The following is a 26,260-nucleotide window of genomic DNA, read 5'->3' as shown; positions in this document are numbered from 1 at the left end:
AATCAAACTAGAACTTATAATTCAACGATAAGTTGAACATTGTACCTAATTGGCTAAAATGATAACCATCATACGTCATTTGAGAATAACGTTGGTTGAAAGTAATTAAGTTAGACTGGTTTTGTGTTTGAGCTGGATCGGCCAATATAGCATTACCTGCTGCATTTTTAGATTGAAAACTCCACTCAGGCAACACATTCAACAAGTTGTTGATGTTTAATGCTAATGTTAATTTGTCGGTTGGACTAAAGTTAATACCTAAGTCTGTAACAATTTTTGGGGTAAACTCTGTAAATAAATTGTTATCCAAACCTTGTTGTTGAAAAGTTGTTTTTCCGAAGTATGTGTTATTCAAAGAAAAACCAAATTTATTAATGTCATAGTTCGCACCTAAAATCCACTTTGTCTTAGGTCTAGAAGTAAAGAATAAAGCCTCTTGAGTTTCATTAACTACAGACTGACCTGAATTTGCTACTAATGGCACATCTTTTACATCCCCATCTCTTTCGTTTTGAATAGTGTAGTTCCCAGATAAATTTAAATCAAGGTTACCTTCTCCAAGTTCTATGCCTTTGTAGGCAAGAACAACATCAATACCAGAAGTTTTAGTGTCTATTGCATTTGAAAAGAAACTTACATCAGTTAAATTGTTATTCGCCAATAGAATATCTAATGGGTTTGCTGCGTCTCCACTCGGACCTATTTCAGAACCTAATACGATTCTGTCTTTTACTGCTATGTTATAGTAGTCAAAAGTATAGCTGAATTTGTTTTCAATTTTACCTCCAAAACCAATTGTGAAGTTAGTTGATGTTTCAGCATCTAATTGAGGTATACCTAATAATTTAGCTTGTGTAGACACGTTGTTGATTAAACCACCAACTTGAATACCTTGTCCTGGCACAAAACTGTATTGTGCTTTTTGAGTATAGATTTGGTGTAGGGTAGGAGCTCTAAATCCTGAAGAAATAGAACCTCTTAAGGTGAAAGCATCGTTAACTTTATATCTTGAGCTAAATTTGTAAACAAAAGCATTACCAAAATCAGAATAATTTTCTGTTCTAATAGTACCGCTTAATAAAAAGGCATCAGACACATCATAATCTAAACTGAAATACCCACCAATATTATATCTGTTGAATTTACCAGCATTTTGAGGAGAAGCACCTGCAAATGAATCTGCACCACCACCATCATAAGAAGCCAATTCACCTTCAATTACTTCGAAAGTTTCAGTTCTAAACTCTGCACCAACACCAATACTAACTTTATCAGAAAGTATTCTAGAGATATCAATGTTACCAATATTGTTGGTGAACTTAGTTCCTCCTGGATCAAATGATTGTTGACTATTTTCTCGATACAATTCTGAACCTTCACTAATTTCACCATCATCAACAGAACCATTGCCATTCGCATCAACCCAAGTTGATGGAGAATAAACTACATTTCTATTGTGAGTATTGTTCACTTTGTACGTCTGAGTGTTTCCACCTGTAGTAAAACTTGCATCGATATTCCAATCGTTAATAGTAGATTTAAATCCAACTGTACCATTGTAGTCACTTAATAATCCTTCAAATGTTGGTACATAACCATCGTAACTTCCACCTGGACCATTTGGAAAGAAATCTGCTAAATAAGGAAAGTCAGCTTCTGTTCTCCAGTAAGGAGTTCTGTAGTTAGCAAAACTATTCACCGATTTGTATACATATGCAGCATTAGCATAAAGAGAAGTATTATCACTTAGGTCATACCCTAAGTTAACAGAAAATTTAGCTGCAGCTGTTTCTGGAGAACCGTTTATGTTACCAGCATCAGGCTTTCTTGATAAAAATGATTGTACATCTGCAATATCTGCTCCAAAATCACCTGCTTCACCAGCTGCATTTACAGTACCTGGTCTATTTGCTTGGTTAACTTTTGACAGGTCAACAGTATAATTTATAAAACCATTATCCTCTCCAATAGAAGAGCCATTGTTTAAAGCTACTCCAAACATTTCACCGTCACCTTCAGAAGTAATACCTGTTCTTACTGTAGCTGAACCTTCATTTGGAGAATCCTTAAGAATAATATTCATTACACCAGCGATGGCATCTGAACCATATTGAGCAGAAGCACCATCACGAAGAATTTCAACTCTCTTGATTGCATCTGTTGGTATTGCAGAAATATCTGCACCAGTTTCACCACGTCCTGGAGAAGTTTGAGTGTATAATAAAGCACTTAAGTTTTTACGTTTTCCGTTAATTAGAATTAACGTTCTACTAGGTCCCATGTTTCTAATTTCATAAGGATCTAATAAAGAGGTCGCATCGTTTACCGGAGTTTGTACCGTGTTAAAGGAAGGAATTCTATACTGTAAAGCTTTATCAAAAGTAGCTTGACCAGTTGAACTCAAATCTTTAGCGCCAATAACATCAACAGGTAAAGGTGTGTCAGCATTACTTCTTGGAGCTGTACGAGAACCAACAACGATGAACTCGTCTAATTGCATTCCTTCAGATAACTGAACATTAATAGTAGTTTTGCCAGCAGTAGATACCTCTTGAGTAGCAAAACCTATATAGCTAAATACTAAATTTGTATCATCGGTAATATTTATTGAGTAATTACCATCAAAATCTGATGTAGTACCGTTGGTGGTTCCTTTTTCAATAATATTTACTCCTGCTAAAGGCATTCCAGAATCATCCGTAACCTTACCAGAAATAGTATTTTGAATTACCTCGTTTAAGGTTAGGGCAGTAATACCATTATTAACAGAATTCACTTTTAAAATCTTCGCTCTTTCTGGCTTCTTATGGTAAACCACATAATATTTATTGCCTAAATATTCAAAATCGAAACTAGTTTTACGTTCCAATTTATTGATAATCTTATCCAATAAAGGAAATTCATATTCCTCAGGATTTAAACTGGTAGTAGAAACCAGCGTAGGGTTGTACGTGAAAAACACTTCGTGCTTTGCACTAATCTCATTTAGAAACTCACTTAGAGTCACCTCTTTTTTGAGTTCATTAGACGCCATGATACTGGTGATGCTTGAAAAAAGCATTACTGCAAGCAGCATTCTCATTAGTTTGTTTGTTTTCATAAATAAATAGTTTAGTTAATAAATAGGGTTCTCTTGTACTTGTAAAATATTTCCTTTGTTAATGATTCTAGTTCCAGTTGCCTTTTCAATTGCGGCAATACATATTTTTAAATTTTGATTAGGGATACCTCCTGAAATGGGTATATCTTTTAAATGATCAGATGAATATCTAACTTCAAGGCCATAAGTGAGCTCTAAATTCAACATTACATCTTTAAGTGGAATTTCATTAAAGGCATAGGTTCCGCCGCGCCATAGAGCATATGGTGTTTCGACAGTAACTTTTTTATGAACAACCTCATTGCTTTTATTTGAAAATGATACCATTTCACCAGGAATCATTTTAGTGACATCACCGTTTTTAAATTCTAAATGAATGGATCCTTCATCTAAAACAACATTTGTTTTTTGTTCTCTAGTATTTACATGAAACTGAGTTCCAAGAACCTCTACTTTAAGATCATTGGTAGTAACCCAGAATTTTGCATTGGTGCTCGGTATAGATTTTACCTTAAAATATGCTTCACCTTTAAGATTTATCAATCGCGGATTATCCTTTTCATAAAATATTTCTGAGTTGCCATTTAATACTACAGAAGTACCGTCAGGTAACTTTAGATCTATGATTTCACCAAAATTCGTTTTATGTGTAATTGTGTTGTGATCATTTAAGAGAGATAGGCTTGTCCAGCTTAATAAAATTAGGACTATGGCAGCGGCTGAAAAATATATTGTCTTGTTTAATGGTCGTGTTTTTGTTAAAGGTTGTTTCGTAGAAGTTTTTAATCCTATTTTAGGTAGAATTTTAGAAAGCTCTTGGTCAACCTTTTCATTACTTAGAAATTGTGGCTTGAAATTTATGCCAACAACAATGGCTTTTGCATTTTCAACAGTTTCAATATGTTTTGGGTTATGCTGTACCCAACTATTCCAGTAAGCTATATCATTTTTATTTAAGCCTTTAGCCCAATTTTTAAATGACATATCTGATAAAAAATACTGTAAGTCGAATTTGTTTGTATTGTCCATTTAGTAAGGTGTTCCATTTATAAGAGGTTTTTTCTTATAAAATATACCCTACTATTTTCAACTTTTTTTTAAAATAGATTTAAGTTGTTGATTTTCAGAGGCTAATCTTAATTTTGATAATGCTTTTTGAAGGACATTTAATACGCTTTGGTAATTCATATCCATTACCTCGGCTATATCTTTACTATTCATGTTACTGTAGTACTTTAAATAGATAACTTCTTTTTGTCTTGGAGATAGTTGATTTATTAATTGTGACAGCGTAGTGGTACATAGAAATTGAATTTCTTGATGAATGGCAATTTCTTCAGTTGAAAATGTGAAATTTGATTTAAAAAATTGAGCTTCTGAAATAGGAATGTTTTTCTGATTTTTTTGAAGTTGTTTTATCAGTCTCCTTTTGAAAGAAACAAATAAGTAAGCTTTAAGATTCTTTATAGTTCCTTTTTTCTCCCTATCCTCATAGAGTTGAATAAAAAAGTTTTGAAGGCAATCTTCTGTGAGACTAGGAGCATTGCTCAATTTTATTCCATACACATGTAATTGGGGGTAATACTTTTTAAAAAGAAGTGAAAAAGCATTGACCTCTCCCTTTTTAAAAAAATACCAAAGCGTCTCATCAGAGTGAAGTTCCATTTATTCTTACAGTTCTTGGCGTAAAGTATTAAAATATTTCTTAAAAAATGTTAAAATACCAAACATTAGTTGTTATCGGTCTAAAAAGTTTGAAGATAATGTAAATATTCACTATGCATTTTTAATCAACATAAGAGTAGAAATTGAATGTAGAATGTTGAAGTAAAAACTATATTTGCACCCTTTAAATATTCTTTATTATGAAAGCAGGTATAGTAGGATTACCAAACGTGGGTAAATCAACACTTTTTAATTGTTTGTCTAATGCTAAGGCGCAAAGTGCAAATTTTCCATTTTGTACTATTGAGCCAAATATTGGGGTTGTTAATGTGCCTGATGCCAGATTAGAGAAATTAGAAGAATTAGTCAACCCTGAAAGGGTATTGCCTGCAACTGTTGAAATAGTGGATATTGCAGGATTGGTAAAAGGAGCAAGTAAAGGTGAAGGTTTAGGAAACCAGTTTCTTGGTAATATTCGTGAAACGGATGCCATTTTACATGTTCTACGTTGTTTTGATAATGACAATATAGTACACGTAGATGGTAGTGTGGATCCGATAAGGGATAAGGAGACTATAGATATGGAGCTTCAATTGAAAGATTTGGAGACCGTAGATAAAAAACTTGAAAAAGTAAAAAGAGCGGCAAGAACAGGTAATAAAGAAGCTCAAAAAGAAGAGGCTGCTTTACTGGCTATAAAGAGTGGATTAGAAGCAGGGGTGTCTGTAAGGGCAATTCAAATTGATGAAGAGTCTAGACTTGAATTTGTGAAACCACTACAGTTTATTACAGATAAGCCAGTGATGTATGTGTGTAATGTAGATGAAGATGCAGCTGTGAAGGGGAATGCTTATGTGGAAAAGGTGAAAGAAATGGTTGCCAATGAAAATGCTGAAGTTATTTTTCTTGCAGTAGGTACCGAAGCTGATATTACAGAATTAGAGACTTATGAAGAGCGTCATATGTTTTTGGAGGACTTAGGTTTAGAAGAGCCGGGTTCTGCAAAATTGATTCGTGGAGCTTATAAATTATTAAATCTTGAAACGTATTTCACTGCTGGTGTTAAAGAAGTTCGTGCTTGGACTATTCCAGTTGGAGCAACAGCACCTCAAGCGGCAGGTGTTATACATACTGATTTTGAAAAAGGATTCATTAGGGCAGAGGTAATAGCCTATAATGATTACGTTGCTTTTGGTAGTGAATCAAAAGTAAAAGAAGCTGGTAAAATGAGAGTTGAAGGCAAGGAATACATCGTTAAAGATGGCGATGTAATGCATTTCAGGTTTAATGTTTAATGCTCATAAATAGTTAAGCGGTTTCTTAACAATTTTAATTCTCGTTCTAATCGGTTGACTTTTTCCAGCATATGGTTGAGAGAATCTATTCCTTCCATATTAATGCCTAAATCTTGGCGTAATCTATAGATTCTTTCAATTTCTATTATGTAATGTGATTGAACATAAGTTTTGTTCTCAATTAATTGAACCTCAATCATACCGTATTCCAATAAATCGTCAATAAAATCTATTGGGGTTTGTGTCTGTTCACAGTAGTGTTCTATTAGTATAAAATTTTCTGAATCCATATTTATTGTAATTCTGAAAGTTGTTTGAATAATTCTTTTTCCTTCGCTGAAAGGTTTGTTGGCATTGATGCTTTGTAGGTTATATATAAATCTCCATGAGCGCCTTTTTTCTTGTATACCGGCATACCTTTTCCTTTTAACTTAACCTTTGTGTCAGTTTGAGTTTCTGGCTTAACCTTTAATTTTACTTTTCCGGTTAAAGTTTCCACTTCAATTTCACCACCTAGTATGGCATCATATAGAGTGATGATATGATTTTTATACAAATCATTTCCGACTCTTTTAAAAGGCGTATTGTTATTTATCTCAAATGTTAAGTATAAATCTCCTTTGGGGCCTCCATTAACTCCCTCGCCACCATAACCAGTAATTTTAATTGTTTGGCCATCTTCAACCCCAGCAGGTATAGTGATTCTTATTTTCTTAGCTCCAAGGTCCAATGTTTGCTTTTGATCTTCTAAGATATCGAGCATATTTAATTTTAAGGTGGCATTCAAATCCTGACCTTTAAATTGAGTTGATCTTCTTCCTCCACCGCTGTAACCTCCTCCACCGAACATCGACTCGAAGAAATCAGAAAAATCTTCACTGCCACCGCCTGATGTACTGTATGTATTTCTACGACCTCCTGATGAACTGCGTTGATTTCTTTTCGCCTCTTCAAAAGCATCTGCATGCTCCCAATCTTTGCCGTATTGGTCGTATTTCTTCCTTTTTTCAGGATCACTTAGAACTTCATTTGCCTCATTTACCTGCTGAAACTTTTGTTGTGCGCTTTTATCATTAGGGTTTAAATCTGGATGCAGTTTTCGGGCCAATTTTCTATAGGCTTTTTTAATGTCTGCTTGAGAAGCTTTCTTGTCTATTTCAAGAATTTTATAATAATCAATAAATTCCATAGGTCTTAAAAATCTAAACTAAAGATATAAAAACATTGAGGTGTTTCCTATGATAGATATCACCAAATAGTTACCAATTTAAAGTAAGTTTCATAATGATGAATTTGTTGGTGATTATTCTCTATTGTGACTGCTATCAACAAAAATGTGGAATTCATTGTTAATTACTTTAACGTTTAGGGGTTTTATCTTTTGCCGAGTGGTACTATCTTTAGCAGCACTTTCATAAAATTTTATTAAATGTCCCAAGACACTCAATATACTGAAGATAACATACGCTCGCTTGATTGGAAAGAACATATCCGATTAAGGCCTGGTATGTATATCGGTAAATTGGGAGATGGTTCTTCAGCAGATGATGGGATCTATATTTTATTGAAAGAAGTTATCGATAACTGTATCGATGAGTTTGTAATGGGCGCTGGTAAGACTATTGAAATCACCATAAAAGATAAGGTTGTTAAGGTGCGTGATTATGGTCGTGGTATACCGCTAGGAAAAGTTGTAGATGTAGTTTCTAAAATGAACACTGGTGGTAAATATGATAGTAGAGCATTTAAAAAATCGGTAGGTCTTAATGGTGTAGGTACTAAAGCCGTAAACGCTTTATCTAGTTTTTTTGAAGTTCAATCTTCGCGAGAGAACCAAATAAAGACAGCTCAGTTTAGTTCAGGTAATTTAGAAAATGAAGTTGGTCCAGAAGAAACGACCAAAAGAAAAGGCACCAAGGTTACTTTTATTCCTGATGAAGCGATCTTTAAACATTATAAGTATAGAAATGAGTATGTAGAACGCATGCTTAAAAACTATGTGTATCTAAATCCAGGTCTTACAATAGTATTTAATGGTGAAAAATTCTACTCTGAAAACGGATTAAAAGATCTTCTTGAAGATAATAATAATATGGATGATATGCTTTATCCTGTTATTCATTTAAAAGGAGAGGATATTGAAGTTGCCATGACACATAGCAAAACACAATATAGCGAAGAGTATCATTCTTTTGTTAACGGGCAGCATACGACACAAGGTGGTACGCACCAAGCTGCATTTAGAGAAGCTATAGTAAAAACTATAAGAGAATTTTACAAGAAAGATTACGATGCATCCGATATTCGAAAGTCTATAATTTCCGCTATTGCATTAAAAGTTACAGAGCCAGTTTTTGAAAGTCAAACTAAAACGAAATTAGGTTCTACCGATATGGGCGGAGAATTTCCTACTGTACGGACGTATATCAATGATTTCATTGGTAAATATTTAGATAATTATCTTCATAAGAATACAGATACTGCAGATAAGCTTCAGCGAAAAATTATGATGGCTGAGAAGGAGCGAAAAGAACTTTCGGGTATTCGTAAGTTAGCGCGTGACCGAGCAAAGAAGTCAAGTTTACATAATAAGAAACTGCGAGATTGTAGAGTTCATCTAAGTGATATGAAGAATGATCGTAGGCTAGAAAGCTCTTTATTCATAACTGAGGGAGATTCCGCATCAGGTTCTATAACTAAATCTAGAGATGTAAATACACAGGCAGTTTTTAGTTTAAAAGGAAAACCTTTAAACTCATATGGCATGTCTAAGAAGATTGTCTACGAAAATGAGGAGTTCAACCTGTTACAGGCTGCATTGAATATTGAAGAGACTATTGAAGATTTACGTTACAATAATATTATTATAGCTACCGATGCCGATGTAGATGGTATGCATATTAGATTGTTACTAATCACCTTCTTTTTGCAATTTTTTCCAGAGTTGATAAAAGAAAATCACCTTTATATATTGCAGACACCTCTATTTAGGGTGCGTAATAAAAAGGAAACTATTTATTGCTATAGCGATGAAGAGCGTCAACATGCCATAAATAAATTGACAGGGAAACCAGAAATCACGAGATTTAAAGGTTTAGGAGAAATATCACCTGATGAATTTAGACACTTCATTGGTGATGATATTCGATTAGAACCTATAATGCTAGATAAGGCAATGTCTATAGAGGAATTATTAAGTTTTTATATGGGAAAAAACACTCCTGATAGACAAAAATTCATTATCAATAATCTTAAAGTTGAAGTTGACTTAATTAAGGATAAAGTAGTATAAACTAAATAAATACGATTGCTTCTGAATGGAGGAAAATGACGATTTGAACGAGGATATTAACGAAAACCTTTCTGAAGAGAATAATACTAATTCAGATTCTTCTGATGCCTTAACTAGGGTTAGTGGTATGTATAAAGATTGGTTTTTGGATTATGCCTCGTATGTGATTTTAGAACGAGCAGTACCTGCGATTGAAGATGGTTTTAAGCCAGTGCAGCGTAGGATAATGCATTCTTTGAAGGAGTTGGACGATGGTCGTTATAACAAAGTTGCAAATGTTGTAGGGCATACGATGCAGTATCATCCGCATGGTGATGCGAGTATTGCTGATGCCATGGTCCAAATCGGACAGAAAGATTTGCTTATAGATACCCAAGGTAACTGGGGTAATATATTGACAGGCGATAGGGCTGCTGCATCTAGATATATTGAAGCAAGGCTTTCTAAGTTTGCGCTTGAAGTTGTTTTTAGTCCAAAAATTACTGAATGGCAATCTTCCTATGATGGAAGAAAGAAAGAGCCCGTAAATTTACCAGTGAAGTTCCCGTTATTATTGGCGCAAGGAGCCGAGGGTATTGCTGTTGGACTCTCAACGAAAGTCTTATCTCATAATTTTATTGAACTTATTGATGCTACTATCAAGCATTTAAAAGGGCAACGATTTAAAATATACCCTGACTTTCCAACCGCAGGTATTATAGATATTACAAATTATAATGACGGATTAAGAGGAGGGAAAATTAGGGTTCGTGCTAAGATAGCTCAACTTGATAAGAATACATTGGTAATCAATGAGATACCGTATGGAACTAATACTAGTAGTTTAATAGATTCCATTTTAAAGGCTAATGACAAAGGCAAGATTAAAGTCAAAAAAATTGAAGACAACACGGCTGCTGATGTTGAAATTTTAATTCATCTTCCGTCTGGGATTTCGCCAGATAAAACCATTGATGCACTTTATGCCTTTACGGCGTGTGAATCGTCAATATCTCCACTAGGTTGTATAATCGAGGATAACAAACCATTGTTTATCGGTGTAACAGAAATGCTTAAAAGGTCTACCGATTCAACTGTAGAGCTTTTGAAAATGGAGCTTGAGATTCAATTGAGTGAATTAGAAGAACAGTGGCATTTTACTTCATTAGAAAGAATATTTATTGAAAATCGAATCTACCGAGATATTGAGGATGAAGAAACTTGGGAGGGTGTAATTAGCGCTATCGATAAAGGATTGGCTCCTTTTACCAAGCATTTAAAACGAGCGGTAACTGAGGAAGATATTACTCGGCTTACAGAAATTAGAATTAAAAGAATTTCAAAATTTGATTTAGATAAAGCTCAGCAATATCTAGAGAGTCTACAAGAGCGAATTGCCGAAGTGAAAAACCATCTTGCTAATTTAATCGAGTTCGCGATAAATTATTTTAAGAATTTAAAAGAAACTTACGGTAAGGATAGAGGTCGTTTAACGGAAATTAGAGTATTCGATGATATTGAAGCAACTAAGGTAGCTATTAGAAATACTAAACTGTATGTAAATAAAGATGAGGGATTTGTAGGTACATCGCTTAAAAAAGATGAATATGTTACTGATTGTAGTGACATAGACGATATTATAGTGATAACCAATGAAGGGAAAATGATGGTGTCTAAAGTAGATTCCAAGATTTTCGTTGGTAAAGGTATTATTCACGTTGCTGTTTTTAAGAAAAAGGATAAGCGGACAACTTATAACTTGGTTTATAAAGATGGTAAGGGTGGCCCTACATATATTAAGCGATTTAATGTTACTAGTATAACTAGAGATAGAATTTATGACTTAATACCTGGTAAACCTGGGTCTCAGGTATTATATTTTTCCGCTAATCCTAATGGTGAGGCTGAAGTAATTACAGTATTATTAAGACAGGTCGGTAGTATTAAGAAGTTGAAATGGGATATTGACTTTACTGATGTAATAATTAAGGGAAGAGCATCAAAAGGAAATATAGTCACAAAGTATTCGGTTAAACGAATTGAGTTAAAAGAGAAAGGTGTTTCTACTTTAAAGCCACGAAAAATTTGGTTCGACGATGTTGTTCGTAGGTTAAATGTAGATGGTAGAGGAGAGCTTCTTGGCGAATTTAAAGGTGATGACTTGTTGTTGGTAATCAATCAAAAAGGTGTTGCTAAAACATTTTTACCAGTGTTGACATCTCACTTCGATGATGATATGATTGTGCTTGAAAAATGGATTCCAGAGAAGCCAATTTCAGCTATTTATTGGGAGGGTGAAAAAGAGCGTTTCTATGTTAAAAGGTTTGTTATCGAGAACGAAAATAGAGAGGAATTGTTTATCTCAGAGCATCCTAAATCATATTTAGAAATAGTTTCGACTGACTGGAGGCCTTTGGTTGAAATTGAATTTCCTAAGCCTAGAGGTAAAGAGGCGAAAGATAATGAATCTATTGATATAGAAGATTTTATATCAATAAAAGGAATTAAAGCTTTAGGTAATCAATTCATTACCGAAAAGGTTAAAAACATTAATTTATTAGATCCATTGCCTTATGAGCCTGTGGTTCCTGAAAAGGCAGAGGATATTGAAGTAGTGGATGAAGAGGCTATTGAATCTAATGACGAAAATGATAGTGAAGATTCAGGAAATGTACTACCACCAGATGATCCTAAAACCTTGTTTGATTAATTATTGATATGAAAAAATTCTTTGAAGAGTTTAAGAATTTTGCCATTAAAGGCAATATGATTGATTTGGCCATTGGTATTATTATAGGAACAGCCTTCAATAAGGTGGTAAGTGCTTTGGTGTCTAAAGTTATTATGCCTCCACTTTCATTGTTGACAGATGATGTGAATTTATCCAACAAAAAATGGGTCTTAAGAGAGGCTAGTGAAAAAGTAGAGGAGGTAGCTGTCGGTTATGGTGAATTGATAGAGTCATTGATTGATTTTAGTATTATAGCCTTTACAATTTTTGTTGTGGTTAAGTTTATAAATCGATTTAAAGAAAAATCTGAAGACCCGGCTAATAAAGAGGTGGAGACACCAAAAAACATTGCTTTGCTTGCAAGTGTTGAGAGTTTGTTAAAAGAACAGAACGAAATCCTTAGAAGTAAGCAATAATGCAATCTGTTTAAGAATTGAATTGTCTTATTATAAAATAGAAAGTTAAGATTGGACAATTCTTACTATAAATGCTTTTATAACTACATTTACAAAAATTTTTAATTAATGGATTTCACCAACCCTCTGGTATACGGCGCACCGGCTTTTATAGCCTTTATTTTATTAGAATTAACCTACAGTAAAACTCATGGTGATGATGATCTTTATGATTGGAAAGATTTTGCGGCAAGTAGTGCAATGGGTATTGGCTCGGCTATAATAGGGCCTTTGTTAAAAGTGATATTATTAATTGTTCTTTTTGAATATGCTTATGAGCTATTTAACCCTATGGTCGATGGTGTGAGAACAAATATAATGGGTTATAAATCATTTGGTTACGCTTGGTATGTTTGGTTGCTATGTCAATTGGCAGATGACTTTACATATTACTGGTTTCATAGAGCTAATCACGAAATTCGTATTCTTTGGGCGGCACACATAGTGCATCATTCATCAGATAATTTTAATCTTGGTACGGCTATACGTAATGGCTGGTTTACGTTGCTTTACAAGCCTTTTTTCTACGTATGGATGCCAATTATTGGATTTCCGGTAGAAATGGTTGTAGTGTGTTTGGCTATTGAGTCATTTTGGCAATTTCAATTACATTCTAAATATGTGCCTAAAATGGGATTCATTGAAAAAATATTCAATACACATACAATGCATCAAGTTCATCACGCACAGAATGTTGAATACTTAGATAAGAACCACGGCGGATTTTTAAATTTCTTCGATAAGATATTTGGAACTTGGAAAGAATATGATGAAGAAATAGATGTAAAATTCGGTGTAATTCACGCGCCTAACTCTAACAATCCTATTGTAATTCTAACTCACGAATTCAAAGATATTTGGGCGGATATGAAGAAGTCTAAGAAATTTGGCCACAAACTAATGTATATTTTCGGACCTCCAGGTTGGAGTCATGATGGTAGCACCATGACTGTTAAGCAGCAACAACGATTGTTTGAAGAGCAAAAACAGGCAAATCCTAAGGTTGCTTTCAATAGACCGAATTAAAGAATTGTTATACAAAAAAAGGGGGGAGGTATTATACCTCCCCCCTTTTTTTTGTATTTACTTTCAACAAGGAGAGGTATTAAACCTCCCAACCTTTTCTGTATGTTCTACCAACAAATTGGTTGGCTTCTTCCATATTGGTGATTCTCATATTTTCTCCATCCCACAATAATTTTTTGCGAGCAAAGAATTCCATAGCGCCTTCAGCGTTTTCTTTTTGAAGCATATAGCTTCTTATGGCTAAGTTACCCATTAGAACAGTTTCTGTCATAGGTCCCGCATAATCGAACGAAGAGGTAAGTGCTAAATGCTCAGGGCTACCAAAACCAGCTTTACAGGCATCGACCCATTTACGTTGATGACCATATTCTGGTTCTAAATCTTCCTCTACTTCTGGTCCGAATTCGGTAGTGCCATCGTTTAAGTATAATTTTGGCATCAACGGTGAGCTATCATTGATGTTGGTAGAGATAATTCCTTTCTCACCTATGATTAACACACCGTTTGCGCTATTCTTACCGCCTATATCGTCGTTTGCAGGAATAATATCTGGATGTGATGGTCGAATACCGCCATCGCTCCATGTCATTTCTATGGGTGATTTTGATTTATCGGTTGCATCAAAGTGTAATGTTATAAATGAGGATGGAGGACAACCTTCTGGATAATAATCGGGAGTCCACATCTTTGAAAATACTGAGGCGACGCTACATTCTGCATCGGTTGGGTATTTTAAATTTAATGTTCTGAAAGGAATGTCTATTAAATGACATCCAACATCTCCTAAGGCACCTGTACCGAAATCCCACCATCCTCTCCAATTGAAAGGGTGTAGATTAGGTACAAACTCTCGCTCTGTTGCTGGTCCTAGCCATAAATCCCAATTTAAACCAGCCGGCTTTAGGCTGGCATCTGGTTTAGGCATTTCAATGCCTTGCGGCCATACAGGTCTATTTGTCCATACTTGTACTTTAGATACCGCTCCAATTTTATCTTCATCTATCCAACGTTGTACCATGCCTAAAAGAGGATTGGAGCCACCCTGGTTTCCCATTTGACTTACTATCTTATTGGTACGTGCCATTTGCGTTAAGGTACGGGCTTCTTTAATGTTATGTGTCATGGGTTTTTGCACATATACATGAATTCCTCTTTCCATTGCCCATTTAGCTGCAGGCCCGTGAACATGGTCTGGGGTTGATATGGTGACAGCGTCAATATTTTTCTTTTTATCTAGCATGACTCTAAAATCATCGTAAAGCTTGGCTTTGGGGAAATTCTCTACACTTTTTGCTGCAGTGCCTGTAAAATCGACATCGCATAAAGCTGCTACTCGCTCTCTTCCCATTACAGAGGCGTTTTTAATATCACTTATGCCTTTGCCTCCAGCGCCAATTGCTGCGATGTTAAGACGGTCGCTAGGGGCAATATAGCCGGGGCCACCTAAAACATGTCTAGGGATAATAAATACTGAAGAAGCTAATGCGGTTTTTTTAACAAAATCTCGTCGGTTAATTTTGGTGGATTTGTTTTTGTCAGATTTTTTCATACTTGCACTTGATTTAAGGTTGATTGGTAAACCTAAGGTAATGAAAAGACCCCTATAAAACAATTGCAAAACAATTGAGATACAGGGGTCTAAATACTTAAGATTATTGTGTTCTAATCTTCGATATCGACAATATCGTCTTTATTTTTTTTCATACGCAGGTCGAAGAATTCAACCATAAGTGAGAATGCAATAGAAAAGTAGAGGTAACCTTTAGGTATCACTCCTACCTCATTACCAAATACAATAAGATGACATAAATGAGCCGATTCTGCAATTAGCATAAAGCCAATTAATATTAAGAAGGATAATCCAAGAATTTGAATAGATGGGTGTCTGTTCACGAACTCTCCCACAGGATTTGCAAATAGCATCATAATTACCACAGATATAACAACTGCAACAATCATTAGCACTAAGGCTTCATTAGGGTTGGGTGAAATGCCATTTGTCATTCCTATCGCGGTAAGAATAGAGTCAAAGGAGAAAACGATGTTAATAACCGTAATTTGAAGAATAGCATTCATTAATGAAGTGGATCTTGCTTTCTTTACTTCGCGTTCGTCATGACCTTTATCTTCTACTTTTTCGTGAATTTCTTTTGTGCTCTTATATAGTAGAAACAAGCCGCCTAGGAATAATATAATTCCTTGACCACTAATACCTCCCGTAATCCAATCACTATCGAATACCCAGAAAGGTTTTTTCATAGAAGTGAGTAATGAGATACCAAAAAGGAGTAAAATACGCATTACCATTGCTAGAACTAAGCCTAAATTTGTGGCCTTTTTTCGTTGACCGGGTTCAAGTTTTCCTGCCGCAATTGAAATGAATATAATATTGTCTATTCCTAAAATAATTTCAAGAAATGTAAGGGTGAGTAGAGCGACCCACGCATCGGGGTTAGCGAAAATATCGAACATGGTTATTTAATTTTAAAAGCAGTTCCAGTTTTAACGATTAGTTCTTTGTTTGGGTCTTTAACTGCACTTTTGTATTGAAAGGTGTAAGATGAATCTGTAGTGCTAATTATTTTATAATGAATGGCTGTTTTGCTGTGAATATCTTGTAAAACAAACTCACAGTCATTAAACCAACGCACTGTAGCGCTATCAATTTTGTTTTCATAATAATCAACACTATACTTTTCGTCTCTCGTAAATTTACCTTCTTTAACAGTTTCCCCTAGTTCATATGTAAACTTAAAAGAGCCTGTTTTGTACTTTTCGCAATCACGTTCTGGTTGGTAGCATGAACTGAAAAGTAGGCATGTAATTATAAGAGCAGCTATTTTTTTTACCATGATGCAAAATAAAGAAAATAGGAGGAAAGTTGTTTGAAAAATACAATAATAGTTTAAGCTATAACATATTCTTATTGCTCTACATAATTTTTAAATGTACCATCGGTATAGAAGATTACGATACGCTCAACATTCTTTTTTTGAGATGGCTTAGTAATTGTATTGCCGTTTGATTGCTCTATTGATTTGCTGTTATTTTCCAAATCTTCATTTGGATATATTCCTTCGCCATACAAAAGCCATTGTAATTCAACCTCCTTAAAAGCTTCATTAATTTTCATTATAAATTCTAAACTTGGTTTATTTCTACCATTTAATAAATGAGAAATACTAGAACGTTGCACGTGAATTAAATCAGCAAAAGAAGCTGATGAAAGTTCGTGATGATTTAAAATAGTTTTCAACCTTGTAATAAAAGAAGTGGAATCTAACATGTTTACAAAACTAATGTATTATTAGTATGTACTTTAATAAAATTATAATAAAACCTATAAAATTCGTTGATATATTTAATAGTTATGGTTTAGATATATTCAGTTAAATAACTGATATATAACATATTAAATATGTAAATTAAGCAGCGGTTAGTTTTGTAAACATTTCAGGTGCATTACGCTAGTAAATAACAGTTACAATTGTTTACAATTGTAAACTAAAGCTGTGTTATTTTTGTGATTAATAATTTATAGAGGAATATGAAGGCAATTGATTATAGTGAAATATATGTATCGAGTATTCAGAGTAGATACATTACTTATGATCATCTGAACAGGTTTATTTTAGGTCTTTCTAAAAGTTTTAAAGTTATTACTATAGGAAAATCTGTACGCGATGAACCGATAAAGAGTATCACTTTTGGCCATGGGCCTGTGCGTATTTTAATGTGGTCTCAAATGCATGGTAATGAATCTACAACCACAAAAGCCGTAATTGATTTATTGAATTATTTGAAACATGATTCTGTAAATGCTTTAGAAATTGCAAATCAATGTACTTTAGAAATTATCCCAATTCTTAATCCAGATGGTGCTAGAGATTATACTAGGGTGAATGCAAACCAAATAGATCTAAATAGAGACGCTCAAGATTTAACGCAACCAGAAAGTCGAATACTTAAAGAAGAGTATGATTCTTTTCGTCCAGATTTTTGTTTTAACCTGCATGACCAACGCACTATTTTCAATGTTGGCAAAACCAATAAACCAGCGACAGTATCTTTTTTAGCCCCTGCTTTTGACGTTGAAAGAAATAATTCGGCTTCGCGTAAATTAAGCATGCAATTAATTGCTGCTATGAACTCTGAATTACAAGAGCTAATACCTGGCCAGGTAGGTAGATATGATGATGGCTTTAATCCTAATTGTGTTGGTGATGCATTTCAAATGAGAGAAACCCCTACTATTTTATTTGAAGCAGGACATTATTATGAAGATTATCAGCGTGAAAAGAGTAGAGAGTTTATTTTTCACTCCTTACTAAAAGGTATAAATACTATTGTCTTAAGTCAAATTGAAAATTTTACAGTAGAGCAATATTTAGCTATTCCGGAAAATGGAAAACAGTTTGTAGATATTTCTATTATAAACCAAAAGGATTTAGATAACACCAAAATCATAAAAAGCTTATTTTCAATTCAATACAAGGAGGTTCTTGAAGTCGACAAGGTCGTTTTTAGTCCCGTTAAGCATATTTTCGAAACAAGACCTGCGGAAATCTTTGGCCATAAAACCTTTAATCTAGAGGTAAAAGAAGATTTAGAGTGGCTTAAAAAGAATGATATATTAAAACTACTGGATTGATTTTCATTGCCTTATTTCTTTAAAAACATAAAAATGTTTACATTTTCATTAAAAAAAGTTCATATTCAATGAATTTAATGTGATTATTTTTTATTTTTGGCAAAAATTTTACAACTATGGGCAAAGTCAAATTAGACGAAATAGACCACCAAATTCTGGATATGTTAATTGACAACACCAGAACTCCTTTTACCGATATTGCTAAAAAACTTCTTATATCTGCAGGTACTGTTCATGTAAGAGTTAAGAAAATGGAGGAAGCAGGAATTATAAAAGGTTCTTCACTTACATTAGATTATGTGAAGTTAGGTTATGCATTTATTGCCTACGTTGGTATTTTCTTAGAAAAAACCCATCAGACAAAATTTGTATTAGAGCGTTTAAATCAAATTCCAAATGTTACCATAGCGCATATTACTACTGGTAAATTCAATATTTTTTGTAAAATTAGAGCGAAGGATACTACTCATGCAAAAAACATCATTTTTAAAATAGATGATATTGATGGCATAAGTAGAACTGAAACAATGATTTCATTAGAGGAGAGTTTCAATGATAAGAAACGATTAATGCATACCATATTTAACGAGTTATAATTTTTTAACTTCAACTAACTCAAAAGGCCCAGTTATTTTTATGATTGGGCTTTTTTGATTTTTAATTAACTTAGAGATAGACTTAATTATGACAATTACAGATTTACATAAAGAGGAATTGGATTTCTTCTATGCTACTTACTTAAGAAAACTTGAAGATCAAGAAGATTTAAAGTCAGCTTTAATAACAGGTAAAGAATGGTTTAAGAATTTTGTAGCTGAATTGTCTGCTGAGCAATTAGCATTTAGCTATGGGGTAGGGAAATGGACAGTAGCAGAGGTTCTTGTGCATTTAATTGATACAGAACGTATTTTTCAGTACCGCGCTTTTAGAATATCTAGAAATGATAAAACACCTTTGCCAGGTTTTGAGCAAGATGATTATATTATAGCGAGTAATTGTAATCAACGCACTAAAGAGGAAATATTAGAAGAATATCTTTCAGTTAGAAATGCGACAATTAATTTATTTAAAAACTTATCTGAGGTTGAATTAAGACGAATGGGTACAGCTAGTGGTTTGCCTTGGTCAGTTGCCGCTTTAGGACTTGCCATAAGTGCTCATCAAAGACATCATGAAATTATACTAAAAGAACGCTATTTGTAAATTTAGTCTAGGTCTGGTTCCACTTCCCTTTCGAAATTCAGATATAATGCATTGGTCATTTCTTCTGATCGCATAACTTCTTCAGGTGTTTTAGGCTCAAGCTCTTTTTCTAAATTTCCCTCAAAATTCGCAATAAAGTTTGAAAGGCTTTTACTGATTTTTACAAGATAAAGAGTGTCGGCGGTTTTTATTTGAACAGCTTCAACATAATCACCCTGAATATTTTTAAAGGATATAATATCCTCATCACCATATCCATATGGGTATGTTTCAATTAAAAGTGCCGCTAATTGGTGGTCTAGTTTGCGATAATCGATAAGTCTTCTGGTCATAACTAATTTGTTTTAAGAAGGTTACTTAATTTCTTAACCTAAACTAGTAATTAAACAGTCAATTAAATTTGTATAGTTGTGAAAGTGGTGTTTTAGGTATATGAAGTTTTTAAACTTTGTAGTAAGCGAAAGCTTTAGCAAATAATTCTACAGGAATTTCAATGTCAAAAACAGGATTACCAATCTCTTTTAAGAGAACAAAATTCACTTTTCCATGCGAATTTTTCTTGTCGTACTTCATAAGTTTGAGTATGTTTTCAAAATCCTCTTCTAAGAATTCCACTTTTTCATATTTACTTAAAAAAGTGGTTTTAATATCTTCTAAAGTTGCAAATGGTAGATTTGTTAATTTATTGGATAAATATCCTTCCAAAATCATTCCAATGGCAATAGCCTCACCATGCAGCAAGGTTTCTTTTGAATCATTTTCTAAAAAATAAGATTCTATGGCATGACCTAAAGTGTGCCCGTAGTTTAATATTTTTCTAATATTCTGCTCAGTTGGATCTTGTAAAACAACATTGTTCTTAATCTTAATTGATGAAAGAATGTGTTTTTTCATGTCCTCTAAACTTTCGGCATGTTTCAGAGCTTCCCAGTACAATTTATCTTGAATAAGTCCGTGTTTAAGCATTTCAGCAAATCCGCTTCTAACTTGTCTATTATCTAAAGTGTTTAGAAAATCTGGTATCACAAGTACCATAATTGGCTGGTTTATTACGCCTATTTGATTTTTTAAGGATCCTAAATCTACACCAGTTTTACCGCCAACAGAGGCATCTACCATAGATAATAGAGTTGTTGGCACATTAATGAAGTCTATTCCTCTTTTAAATGTAGAAGCTACAAAACCACCCAAATCGGTTAAAACTCCACCGCCTAGATTAAGTAAAATACTTTTTCTATCAGCACCAAGTTCAGATAGGGCTTCCCAAACACCTACACATGTCTCTATATTTTTATTAACCTCACCAGATTCTATTTCAATGATTTCAAATTGATAGTCTCCATTTATCTCTGCCATAAACTGTGGTAAACAAAGTTCATGTGTATTTTCATCTACTAAAATAAAAATAATCGAGTATGCTTTTTTCGCTAAATGGGCATTAAGTGAATTAAAAGCATTTTCATTAAAATGTACTGCGTAAGAGTCTGAAATTATAGATTCCATAATATGGTATGACTAAGTATTGGTTTCTAATTGAACACAAAATAAAGGTTATTTTTAGTCTTAGGATTATAAAATCTGTGATTATATTTGTCGGCTATAGAAATAACAAAAAATGGACCAAATATTTGAAAATACCGCAACGGCATTTGCTTTAAAATCAGATTCGGAATTAGAAAGAGCTTATTTTCTCTTTAAAATGATTTCGAATGAACCTTTAGTGAAAATGGGTTCGGTAATTACAAATTTTGCAATTAAAGTACATTTACCAGTAGAAGGTTTAATTAGGGCAACGGTTTTTGACCATTTTTGTGGTGGTGTTAATGAAAGAGATTGTCTACCTGTGGTAGATAAAATGTGGGAGAAAGGGGTGTGTTCTGTTTTAGATTATTCTGTAGAAGGTAAAGAAGAGGAAGATCCTTTTGATACTGCCACTGAAATTATATTGACCATACTAGATTTCGTAAAAGAAAAAGAAGCTATACCATATGCGGTTTTTAAACCAACCGGGTTTGGTCGATTTGCTCTATACCAGAAAGTAAGTGAGAAAAAAGAACTTACTAAAGAAGAACAAGCTGAATGGCAAAGGGTAATAAACCGGTTCGATAAAGTTTGTAAAAAAGCACACGACCTTGAAGTGTCATTGTTAATCGATGGTGAGGAAAGCTGGATGCAAGATGCAGCTGATGATTTAGCTGAAGACATGATGCGTAAATACAATAAAAAGAAAAGAATTGTATTTAATACGCTTCAAACCTATAGATGGGATCGTTTACCTTATTTAAAATCGTTGCATGAACGTGCTGAGAAAGAAGGATTTAAAATAGGAATGAAGGTAGTGCGAGGGGCATACATGGAAAAGGAAAATGACAGAGCTAAAGAAAAAGGATATACTTCGCCTATCTGTAAAACTAAAGCAGAGACAGATGAGAATTTCAATGCGACCATTGAGTATATGATTGAAAATCTTGATACGATATCAATATTTTCAGGAACACATAATGAAGATAGCTGTTATCGCTTAATGCAATTACTGGCCGACAATGGAATAGATAAGAATAACGAACATGTTTGGTTCGGCCAATTATATGGTATGAGTGATCATATTTCTTTCAATTTAGCAGCAAATGGATATAATGTTGCTAAATATTTACCTTTCGGACCTGTTCGCGATGTTATGCCATACTTAATAAGAAGAGCAGATGAGAATACCTCAGTAGCTGGGCAAACTAGTAGGGAATTGAAGTTGCTTAAAAAAGAAAGAAAGCGTAGAAAAATTTAAGAATATCCTATTGTATTTCTATTTGTTGAAGAGTGGCTTTGTTTCTGCAATTTTGAACAGTAAATTTCCATTCACGTTCCTTTAATTCAGATTCTACGATGTAGGTTTTGCAAGGAACTGATTTGGTATCACTACTACTGAAATCTACATCACCTTCAGTTAGTATATACTTTACATCTACAGAATCTAATTGATACTCAACTAATTTTAATTTAGCCTCATCGCTGTAATGCATAGGTTTAGAGCGAATATCTTTTAGGGTACGACAATTTGGTAGATAACAAAAGTATACACCTGTTTCCTCTGACTTCTTTTTTAAGAACATGGTTAGAAAAACGATGCCGATAGACAAGCCTACTAAGAAAAAACCTAACCTTTTTAGAAAATCCATTTAGTTCTTTATTGAATTAATTAAGAACGCGAAATTATACCTTTTTAAAAGGATAGGAAAAGGAATAGCGTTAGTATTCTAAAAAATCAAAAAATTAATATCACTGTACTGTAGATCAAACCATTCACCAACTGATTTGTTGGTAAGAATTCCATGATACATGTAGAGTCCGTTTCGTAAGCCTTTGTCAAATCGAAGAGAATTCTCCAGTCCGCCATCCTCACCAATTTTTAAAAGATAGGGTGTGAAAATATTACTTATTGAAACTGAAGCTGTTTTAGGATATCTAGACGGAATATTAGGCACACCGTAATGAATTACATCAAACTTCTTTCTTGTAGGTTTATTATGACTAGTTATTTCACTAGTTTCAAAACAACCACCGGTATCAATACTTACATCTATGATAACAGCACCTTTTTTCATATGCTCTACCATAGTACTAGATACAACTACAGGTGACCTATCTTTTCCTCGAGTAGCACCAATTGCAACATCACAACGTTTAAGAGCTTTTAAGAGGTTCTTAGGTTGTATTGTTGATGTATAAACGGTCTGCTTTAAGTTCGTCTGTATATTTCTAAGTTTAGTTATAGAATTATCAAAAACTTTTACGTTGGCGCCGATACCAATTGCTGATCTTGCAGCAAATTCACCTACGGTACCTGCACCAATAATAACAACTTCTACAGGTGGTACACCACTAATGTTACCAAACATTAGTCCGTTGCCATTATTGTTTGCAGCCATTAGTTCTGCTGCGATTAGAACAGATGATATACCCGCTATTTCACTGAGCGAACGTACTGCTGGGTAATTACCTTCATCATCTCTAATATATTCAAAAGCAATTGCCGTAATTCGTTTTCTTGCTAATTCTTCAAAATACTCTTTGTATTGCGTTTTTATTTGAAGGGCTGAAATAATGACGGTCTGCGGATTAATGAATTCTATTTCGGTTAGGGTAGGGGGCTCCACTTTTAAAATTAGCGGACATGCGAACACTTTTTTAGTATCCTTGGTAATTTCACCACCAGCCTGTGTGTAATCTAAATCGGTGAAATGAGCACCCTCACCAGCACCTGACTCAATTAATACACGATGACCATTTGAAGTAATTGCATTTACAGCATCTGGAGTAAGGCAGATACGTTTTTCTTGATATTGATTTTCTTTAGGAATGCCAATAAATAATTCTCCTTTTTGTCTAAAAACTTCTAGTGTTTCTTCTTGTGGAAGTAATTGATGCTTACTAAATGGCGAAGTGGGTTGGCTCATAACTAAAAATGTACGTTTTTCAAATCAAGTACTTGAAACTCAAATGTACAATTTTTAAGGAAATGAATAATCAACTATAGTATTTGTAGGGGTAAGTATTTAAAACTTGAAATTTAACCAGCCCTGAATACGTTCTTGGAATCCTTTTAATATATGCTCGATGTTGCCTGTTGACATTTTTGTATTAAGTTCATCGGATATAGAAGAAATTTCAGATTCTTCGTCAGTATCCATTGTTTCATAAGAAGTAGAGCTATCAGCAGTTAAATCTTTTTTCTTTAATTCTTTAAGCTCAGCATCCATAGCATCTAAGTCGATACCTAAAACGTGTTTATCATAGATTTTAATTCTCAGAAAATAAACGAAAGGAATAATTATTATACAAATAGGTAATAACCATAATAAATTTTCTGTATCTATTTCGTTATCATAATTATAAAGTACCTCAAATATTTGAAAAGCATACATTGCAATAGGAATCAGAATTATATGATACCACCAATTTTTTACAGTTAAAAACCAAAAAATCAATAGATATAAGGGTACGATTTTACCCATCATAAACCATACAAATGTAGAAACATCTTCGAAACCATGACTCCATATAGTAATACCTAGAATAGAAACAGAATCTTCTGAAGCGCCAGGTATGTATTCGTAAACTTTGTATAAAAAGGGAGATATTGCTATAAAAAATACCATTATCGATTCTAAAAGAATCTTTCTTTGAGCCTTTTTGCTTTTAATTTTTTGCGCCATTAACTTTAATGTATAAAGTTTTAACGACCGTTATGGAGAAATAGTATAAAAAAAGGGTGTATTTGCATACACCCTTTTCAATTTAAGTTTAAATCTTAAATTTTTTCTTTCAATTTTCTTTTATCAATACCTACTTGGTGATTATCAACATTAATAATCGGTGCAGCCATTGCGAAAAGAAATACACCTAATGCCAAAGAGGCAAGAAAAGTCCTTTTGTTCTTCATTTTCAAGGGATTTTTGGTTATACAAGAATTAGTTCTCCCTACAAACGTAAGAAATAATGCACAAATAAAATGCTATTAAACGTTAAAAATGTGCATTTCAACTGATTTTATGAGCATGTTATCGATTTATAGGTATTTCATCGAAAAATTACAATAAAAACTTAATAGAAACGATGTGAAAATTTATAAAAATATTAAACCTTGAAAATCAGAAGATTTAAATAATATCAAGAAGTTGTAACTTTCTAGTTTTCTCATTCAAAATTTCAATTTTTATTATTTGGGCATCAATTGGAACTAGATTAGGTATCTTTTCTGGCCATTCCATAAAAATCCAACCTTTTGTGTTAAGATAATCTTCTAAACCCATGTCCATGGCTTCGTTTTCATCTTCTAGTCTATAAAAATCGAAATGGTACCCTAATAATTCACCATTTTTGTCAGCATATTCATTTACCAAACCAAAAGTGGGGCTACTTACATTATCCTTACCTCCCAATTCCTTAACCAGTGCTTTTATCAGTGTTGTTTTACCCGTACCCATTGGCGCATAAAATGCTAGTATTTTGCTTTTTGAATTATGAATTATCTCATGAGCAATTTTCTTCAACTCATTTTCACGATATATGAATTCCATATGCTTAAATTTATTTAGGCTCCAAAACTACAAAAGGTATAATCATTTCCTCTAAAGAAACACCACCATGTTGATATGTATTTTTATTACAACTTTCGTAGCGTTTGCATTTAGGATTATTTAATGATCTTAAACATAGTTGTGTCTTGAGCCAATTTGATTATTAAGAGCGCTAATCTTTATATTTGGTAACTATGAGAGAACTAAACGTTCCCATTTTATATGGTATTTAAACACAAAACTATGTTTAAAAAGAAATAGCAAAGTTTAGTTGCAGTTGTTTTATTTAGAAATTTTACTCTTACTAAGAGTAGGGTGAGTGGTTGACTGTTATTAAATATGCTGTAATTAATTAGCTCTAACAATATTGTTGGATGCATCGATTTGTTTAAACTTGATATTATTTTGGCTGATAAGAGAATTCAACAAAAAAATTATATATTATTATTTATAGTATCCATTATTATATTCATAATTTTTAGATTTCCGTACAGGGAATTTATTTATGAAAACAATATTTATGATTTATATATTGCTGATGTAGCCCCTAATTTTTGGGCAGTAGCCATGTATTTCTTTTTTAAAAAGTCTTTTAAGAAGTCTCCAAGTAACATAAGATTGGCTTTAGGCTCTTTATTAGGTTTAGTGGTTTATGAAATTTGGATTCAGAAGTATATCTACAACGCTATTTTTGATTACAGAGATATTATTGCTTCGTTAGTTGCAGCCATATTAACTTATTTTTTATGCGAATACCTTGACAAAAAACTACATAAAACCAACGTTTAA

26 protein-coding genes are annotated in these 26,260 nt (G+C 33.5%); 10 read left to right on the top strand and 16 right to left on the bottom strand.

The annotated features are described in order from the left end of the window. Positions 1 to 7: 7 nt before the first annotated feature. From B5X55_RS13145 to B5X55_RS13135, 3 genes are read right to left on the bottom strand one after another with little or no spacing between them, the layout of a single operon-like run. Entirely contained in the window at positions 8 to 3,100 is a 3,093-nt protein-coding gene (locus tag B5X55_RS13145) for a TonB-dependent receptor (protein ID WP_262494161.1), read from the bottom strand. Positions 3,101 to 3,115: 15 nt separating this feature from the next. Beyond that, the gene (locus B5X55_RS13140) at positions 3,116 to 4,129 is read right to left on the bottom strand and encodes a FecR family protein (protein ID WP_079513093.1); all 1,014 of its coding nucleotides are present in this window, start codon (positions 4,127 to 4,129) and stop codon (positions 3,116 to 3,118) included. 57 nt (positions 4,130 to 4,186) lie between these two features. Further along, entirely contained in the window at positions 4,187 to 4,765 is a 579-nt protein-coding gene (locus tag B5X55_RS13135; protein ID WP_079513092.1) for an RNA polymerase sigma factor, read from the bottom strand. Between the two features lie 200 nt (positions 4,766 to 4,965). Between B5X55_RS13135 and ychF the strand changes: the two genes are divergently transcribed. Next, the gene (gene ychF / locus B5X55_RS13130; RefSeq protein ID WP_079513091.1) at positions 4,966 to 6,060 is read left to right on the top strand and encodes a redox-regulated ATPase YchF; all 1,095 of its coding nucleotides are present in this window, start codon (positions 4,966 to 4,968) and stop codon (positions 6,058 to 6,060) included. Here ychF and B5X55_RS13125 read toward each other — a convergent pair. Both B5X55_RS13125 and B5X55_RS13120 read right to left on the bottom strand, forming a co-directional pair. Continuing rightward, positions 6,057 to 6,350 (bottom strand): chaperone modulator CbpM, encoded by a 294-nt coding sequence (locus B5X55_RS13125; RefSeq protein WP_079513090.1) that lies wholly within the window; start codon positions 6,348 to 6,350, stop codon positions 6,057 to 6,059. The genes ychF and B5X55_RS13125 overlap by 4 nt on opposite strands. Positions 6,351 to 6,352: 2 nt before the next feature. Next, positions 6,353 to 7,249, bottom strand: a complete 897-nt coding sequence (locus B5X55_RS13120) for a DnaJ C-terminal domain-containing protein (RefSeq protein WP_079513089.1) — start codon at positions 7,247 to 7,249, stop codon at positions 6,353 to 6,355. A gap of 240 nt (positions 7,250 to 7,489) precedes the next feature. Between B5X55_RS13120 and B5X55_RS13115 the strand changes: the two genes are divergently transcribed. From B5X55_RS13115 to B5X55_RS13100, 4 genes are all read left to right on the top strand, one after another. Further along, the gene (locus B5X55_RS13115; protein WP_079513088.1) at positions 7,490 to 9,352 is read left to right on the top strand and encodes a DNA topoisomerase IV subunit B; all 1,863 of its coding nucleotides are present in this window, start codon (positions 7,490 to 7,492) and stop codon (positions 9,350 to 9,352) included. A gap of 25 nt (positions 9,353 to 9,377) precedes the next feature. After that, on the top strand, positions 9,378 to 12,041 hold the full coding sequence (locus B5X55_RS13110) for a DNA gyrase/topoisomerase IV subunit A (RefSeq protein WP_079513087.1): 2,664 nt from the start codon (positions 9,378 to 9,380) through the stop codon (positions 12,039 to 12,041). A gap of 8 nt (positions 12,042 to 12,049) precedes the next feature. Then, positions 12,050 to 12,478 (top strand): large-conductance mechanosensitive channel protein MscL, encoded by a 429-nt coding sequence (gene mscL / locus B5X55_RS13105; protein ID WP_079513086.1) that lies wholly within the window; start codon positions 12,050 to 12,052, stop codon positions 12,476 to 12,478. A gap of 108 nt (positions 12,479 to 12,586) precedes the next feature. Beyond that, positions 12,587 to 13,543 (top strand): sterol desaturase family protein, encoded by a 957-nt coding sequence (locus tag B5X55_RS13100; protein WP_079513085.1) that lies wholly within the window; start codon positions 12,587 to 12,589, stop codon positions 13,541 to 13,543. A gap of 79 nt (positions 13,544 to 13,622) precedes the next feature. Here B5X55_RS13100 and B5X55_RS13095 read toward each other — a convergent pair whose 3' ends face one another. The 4 genes from B5X55_RS13095 to B5X55_RS13080 all read right to left on the bottom strand — a co-directional run bounded on the left by B5X55_RS13095 (position 13,623) and on the right by B5X55_RS13080 (position 16,829). Beyond that, positions 13,623 to 15,092, bottom strand: coding sequence for a Gfo/Idh/MocA family protein (locus B5X55_RS13095; protein ID WP_079513214.1), 1,470 nt, complete (start codon positions 15,090 to 15,092; stop codon positions 13,623 to 13,625). 113 nt (positions 15,093 to 15,205) lie between these two features. Beyond that, positions 15,206 to 16,015 (bottom strand): TerC family protein, encoded by an 810-nt coding sequence (locus B5X55_RS13090; RefSeq protein ID WP_079513084.1) that lies wholly within the window; start codon positions 16,013 to 16,015, stop codon positions 15,206 to 15,208. Positions 16,016 to 16,017: 2 nt separating this feature from the next. Further along, entirely contained in the window at positions 16,018 to 16,395 is a 378-nt protein-coding gene (locus B5X55_RS13085) for a hypothetical protein (RefSeq protein ID WP_079513083.1), read from the bottom strand. A gap of 71 nt (positions 16,396 to 16,466) precedes the next feature. After that, entirely contained in the window at positions 16,467 to 16,829 is a 363-nt protein-coding gene (locus B5X55_RS13080; RefSeq protein WP_079513082.1) for a helix-turn-helix transcriptional regulator, read from the bottom strand. A gap of 261 nt (positions 16,830 to 17,090) precedes the next feature. On the opposite strand from B5X55_RS13080, the gene B5X55_RS13075 reads away from it, so the two are divergent. The 3 genes from B5X55_RS13075 (at position 17,091) to B5X55_RS13065 (ending at position 19,397) form a co-directional block, all read left to right on the top strand. After that, positions 17,091 to 18,194 (top strand): M14 family metallopeptidase, encoded by a 1,104-nt coding sequence (locus tag B5X55_RS13075; protein ID WP_079513081.1) that lies wholly within the window; start codon positions 17,091 to 17,093, stop codon positions 18,192 to 18,194. 116 nt (positions 18,195 to 18,310) lie between these two features. Then, complete coding sequence (locus B5X55_RS13070) at positions 18,311 to 18,790, top strand: Lrp/AsnC family transcriptional regulator (protein WP_027066901.1); 480 nt, start codon at positions 18,311 to 18,313, stop codon at positions 18,788 to 18,790. A gap of 88 nt (positions 18,791 to 18,878) precedes the next feature. Beyond that, positions 18,879 to 19,397 (top strand): DinB family protein, encoded by a 519-nt coding sequence (locus B5X55_RS13065; RefSeq protein WP_079513080.1) that lies wholly within the window; start codon positions 18,879 to 18,881, stop codon positions 19,395 to 19,397. A 2-nt stretch (positions 19,398 to 19,399) separates the two neighbouring features. Here the strand turns inward: B5X55_RS13065 and B5X55_RS13060 are convergent, their stop codons facing one another. Both B5X55_RS13060 and aroB read right to left on the bottom strand, forming a co-directional pair. Beyond that, complete coding sequence (locus B5X55_RS13060; protein ID WP_079513079.1) at positions 19,400 to 19,729, bottom strand: hypothetical protein; 330 nt, start codon at positions 19,727 to 19,729, stop codon at positions 19,400 to 19,402. 109 nt (positions 19,730 to 19,838) lie between these two features. Then, positions 19,839 to 20,900: a 3-dehydroquinate synthase gene (gene aroB, locus B5X55_RS13055; protein WP_079513078.1), complete on the bottom strand. Its 1,062-nt coding sequence runs from the start codon at positions 20,898 to 20,900 to the stop codon at positions 19,839 to 19,841. A gap of 112 nt (positions 20,901 to 21,012) precedes the next feature. Between aroB and B5X55_RS13050 the strand changes: the two genes are divergently transcribed. Next, on the top strand, positions 21,013 to 22,179 hold the full coding sequence (locus B5X55_RS13050; RefSeq protein WP_079513077.1) for a proline dehydrogenase family protein: 1,167 nt from the start codon (positions 21,013 to 21,015) through the stop codon (positions 22,177 to 22,179). A gap of 7 nt (positions 22,180 to 22,186) precedes the next feature. On the opposite strand, the gene B5X55_RS13045 is transcribed toward B5X55_RS13050, so the two are convergent. The 5 genes from B5X55_RS13045 to tsaE form a co-directional block, all read right to left on the bottom strand. Beyond that, complete coding sequence (locus B5X55_RS13045; protein ID WP_079513076.1) at positions 22,187 to 22,570, bottom strand: DUF4258 domain-containing protein; 384 nt, start codon at positions 22,568 to 22,570, stop codon at positions 22,187 to 22,189. A 78-nt stretch (positions 22,571 to 22,648) separates the two neighbouring features. Next, the gene (locus tag B5X55_RS13040; RefSeq protein WP_079513075.1) at positions 22,649 to 23,848 is read right to left on the bottom strand and encodes an alanine dehydrogenase; all 1,200 of its coding nucleotides are present in this window, start codon (positions 23,846 to 23,848) and stop codon (positions 22,649 to 22,651) included. 99 nt (positions 23,849 to 23,947) lie between these two features. Beyond that, positions 23,948 to 24,607, bottom strand: a complete 660-nt coding sequence (locus B5X55_RS13035; protein ID WP_079513074.1) for a hypothetical protein — start codon at positions 24,605 to 24,607, stop codon at positions 23,948 to 23,950. A gap of 95 nt (positions 24,608 to 24,702) precedes the next feature. Then, positions 24,703 to 24,834: a hypothetical protein gene (locus B5X55_RS19145; protein ID WP_262494159.1), complete on the bottom strand. Its 132-nt coding sequence runs from the start codon at positions 24,832 to 24,834 to the stop codon at positions 24,703 to 24,705. Between the two features lie 217 nt (positions 24,835 to 25,051). Further along, positions 25,052 to 25,471: a tRNA (adenosine(37)-N6)-threonylcarbamoyltransferase complex ATPase subunit type 1 TsaE gene (tsaE, locus tag B5X55_RS13030; protein WP_079513073.1), complete on the bottom strand. Its 420-nt coding sequence runs from the start codon at positions 25,469 to 25,471 to the stop codon at positions 25,052 to 25,054. A gap of 405 nt (positions 25,472 to 25,876) precedes the next feature. Between tsaE and B5X55_RS13025 the strand changes: the two genes are divergently transcribed. Beyond that, complete coding sequence (locus B5X55_RS13025) at positions 25,877 to 26,260, top strand: hypothetical protein (protein ID WP_143814499.1); 384 nt, start codon at positions 25,877 to 25,879, stop codon at positions 26,258 to 26,260.

Source organism: Maribacter arcticus, assembly GCF_900167935.1.
Taxonomy (GTDB): Bacteria; Bacteroidota; Bacteroidia; order Flavobacteriales; family Flavobacteriaceae; genus Maribacter; species Maribacter arcticus.
Note: the sequence above shows the minus strand (reverse complement) of the source record. Positions and strands in the feature narration are given on the sequence as shown.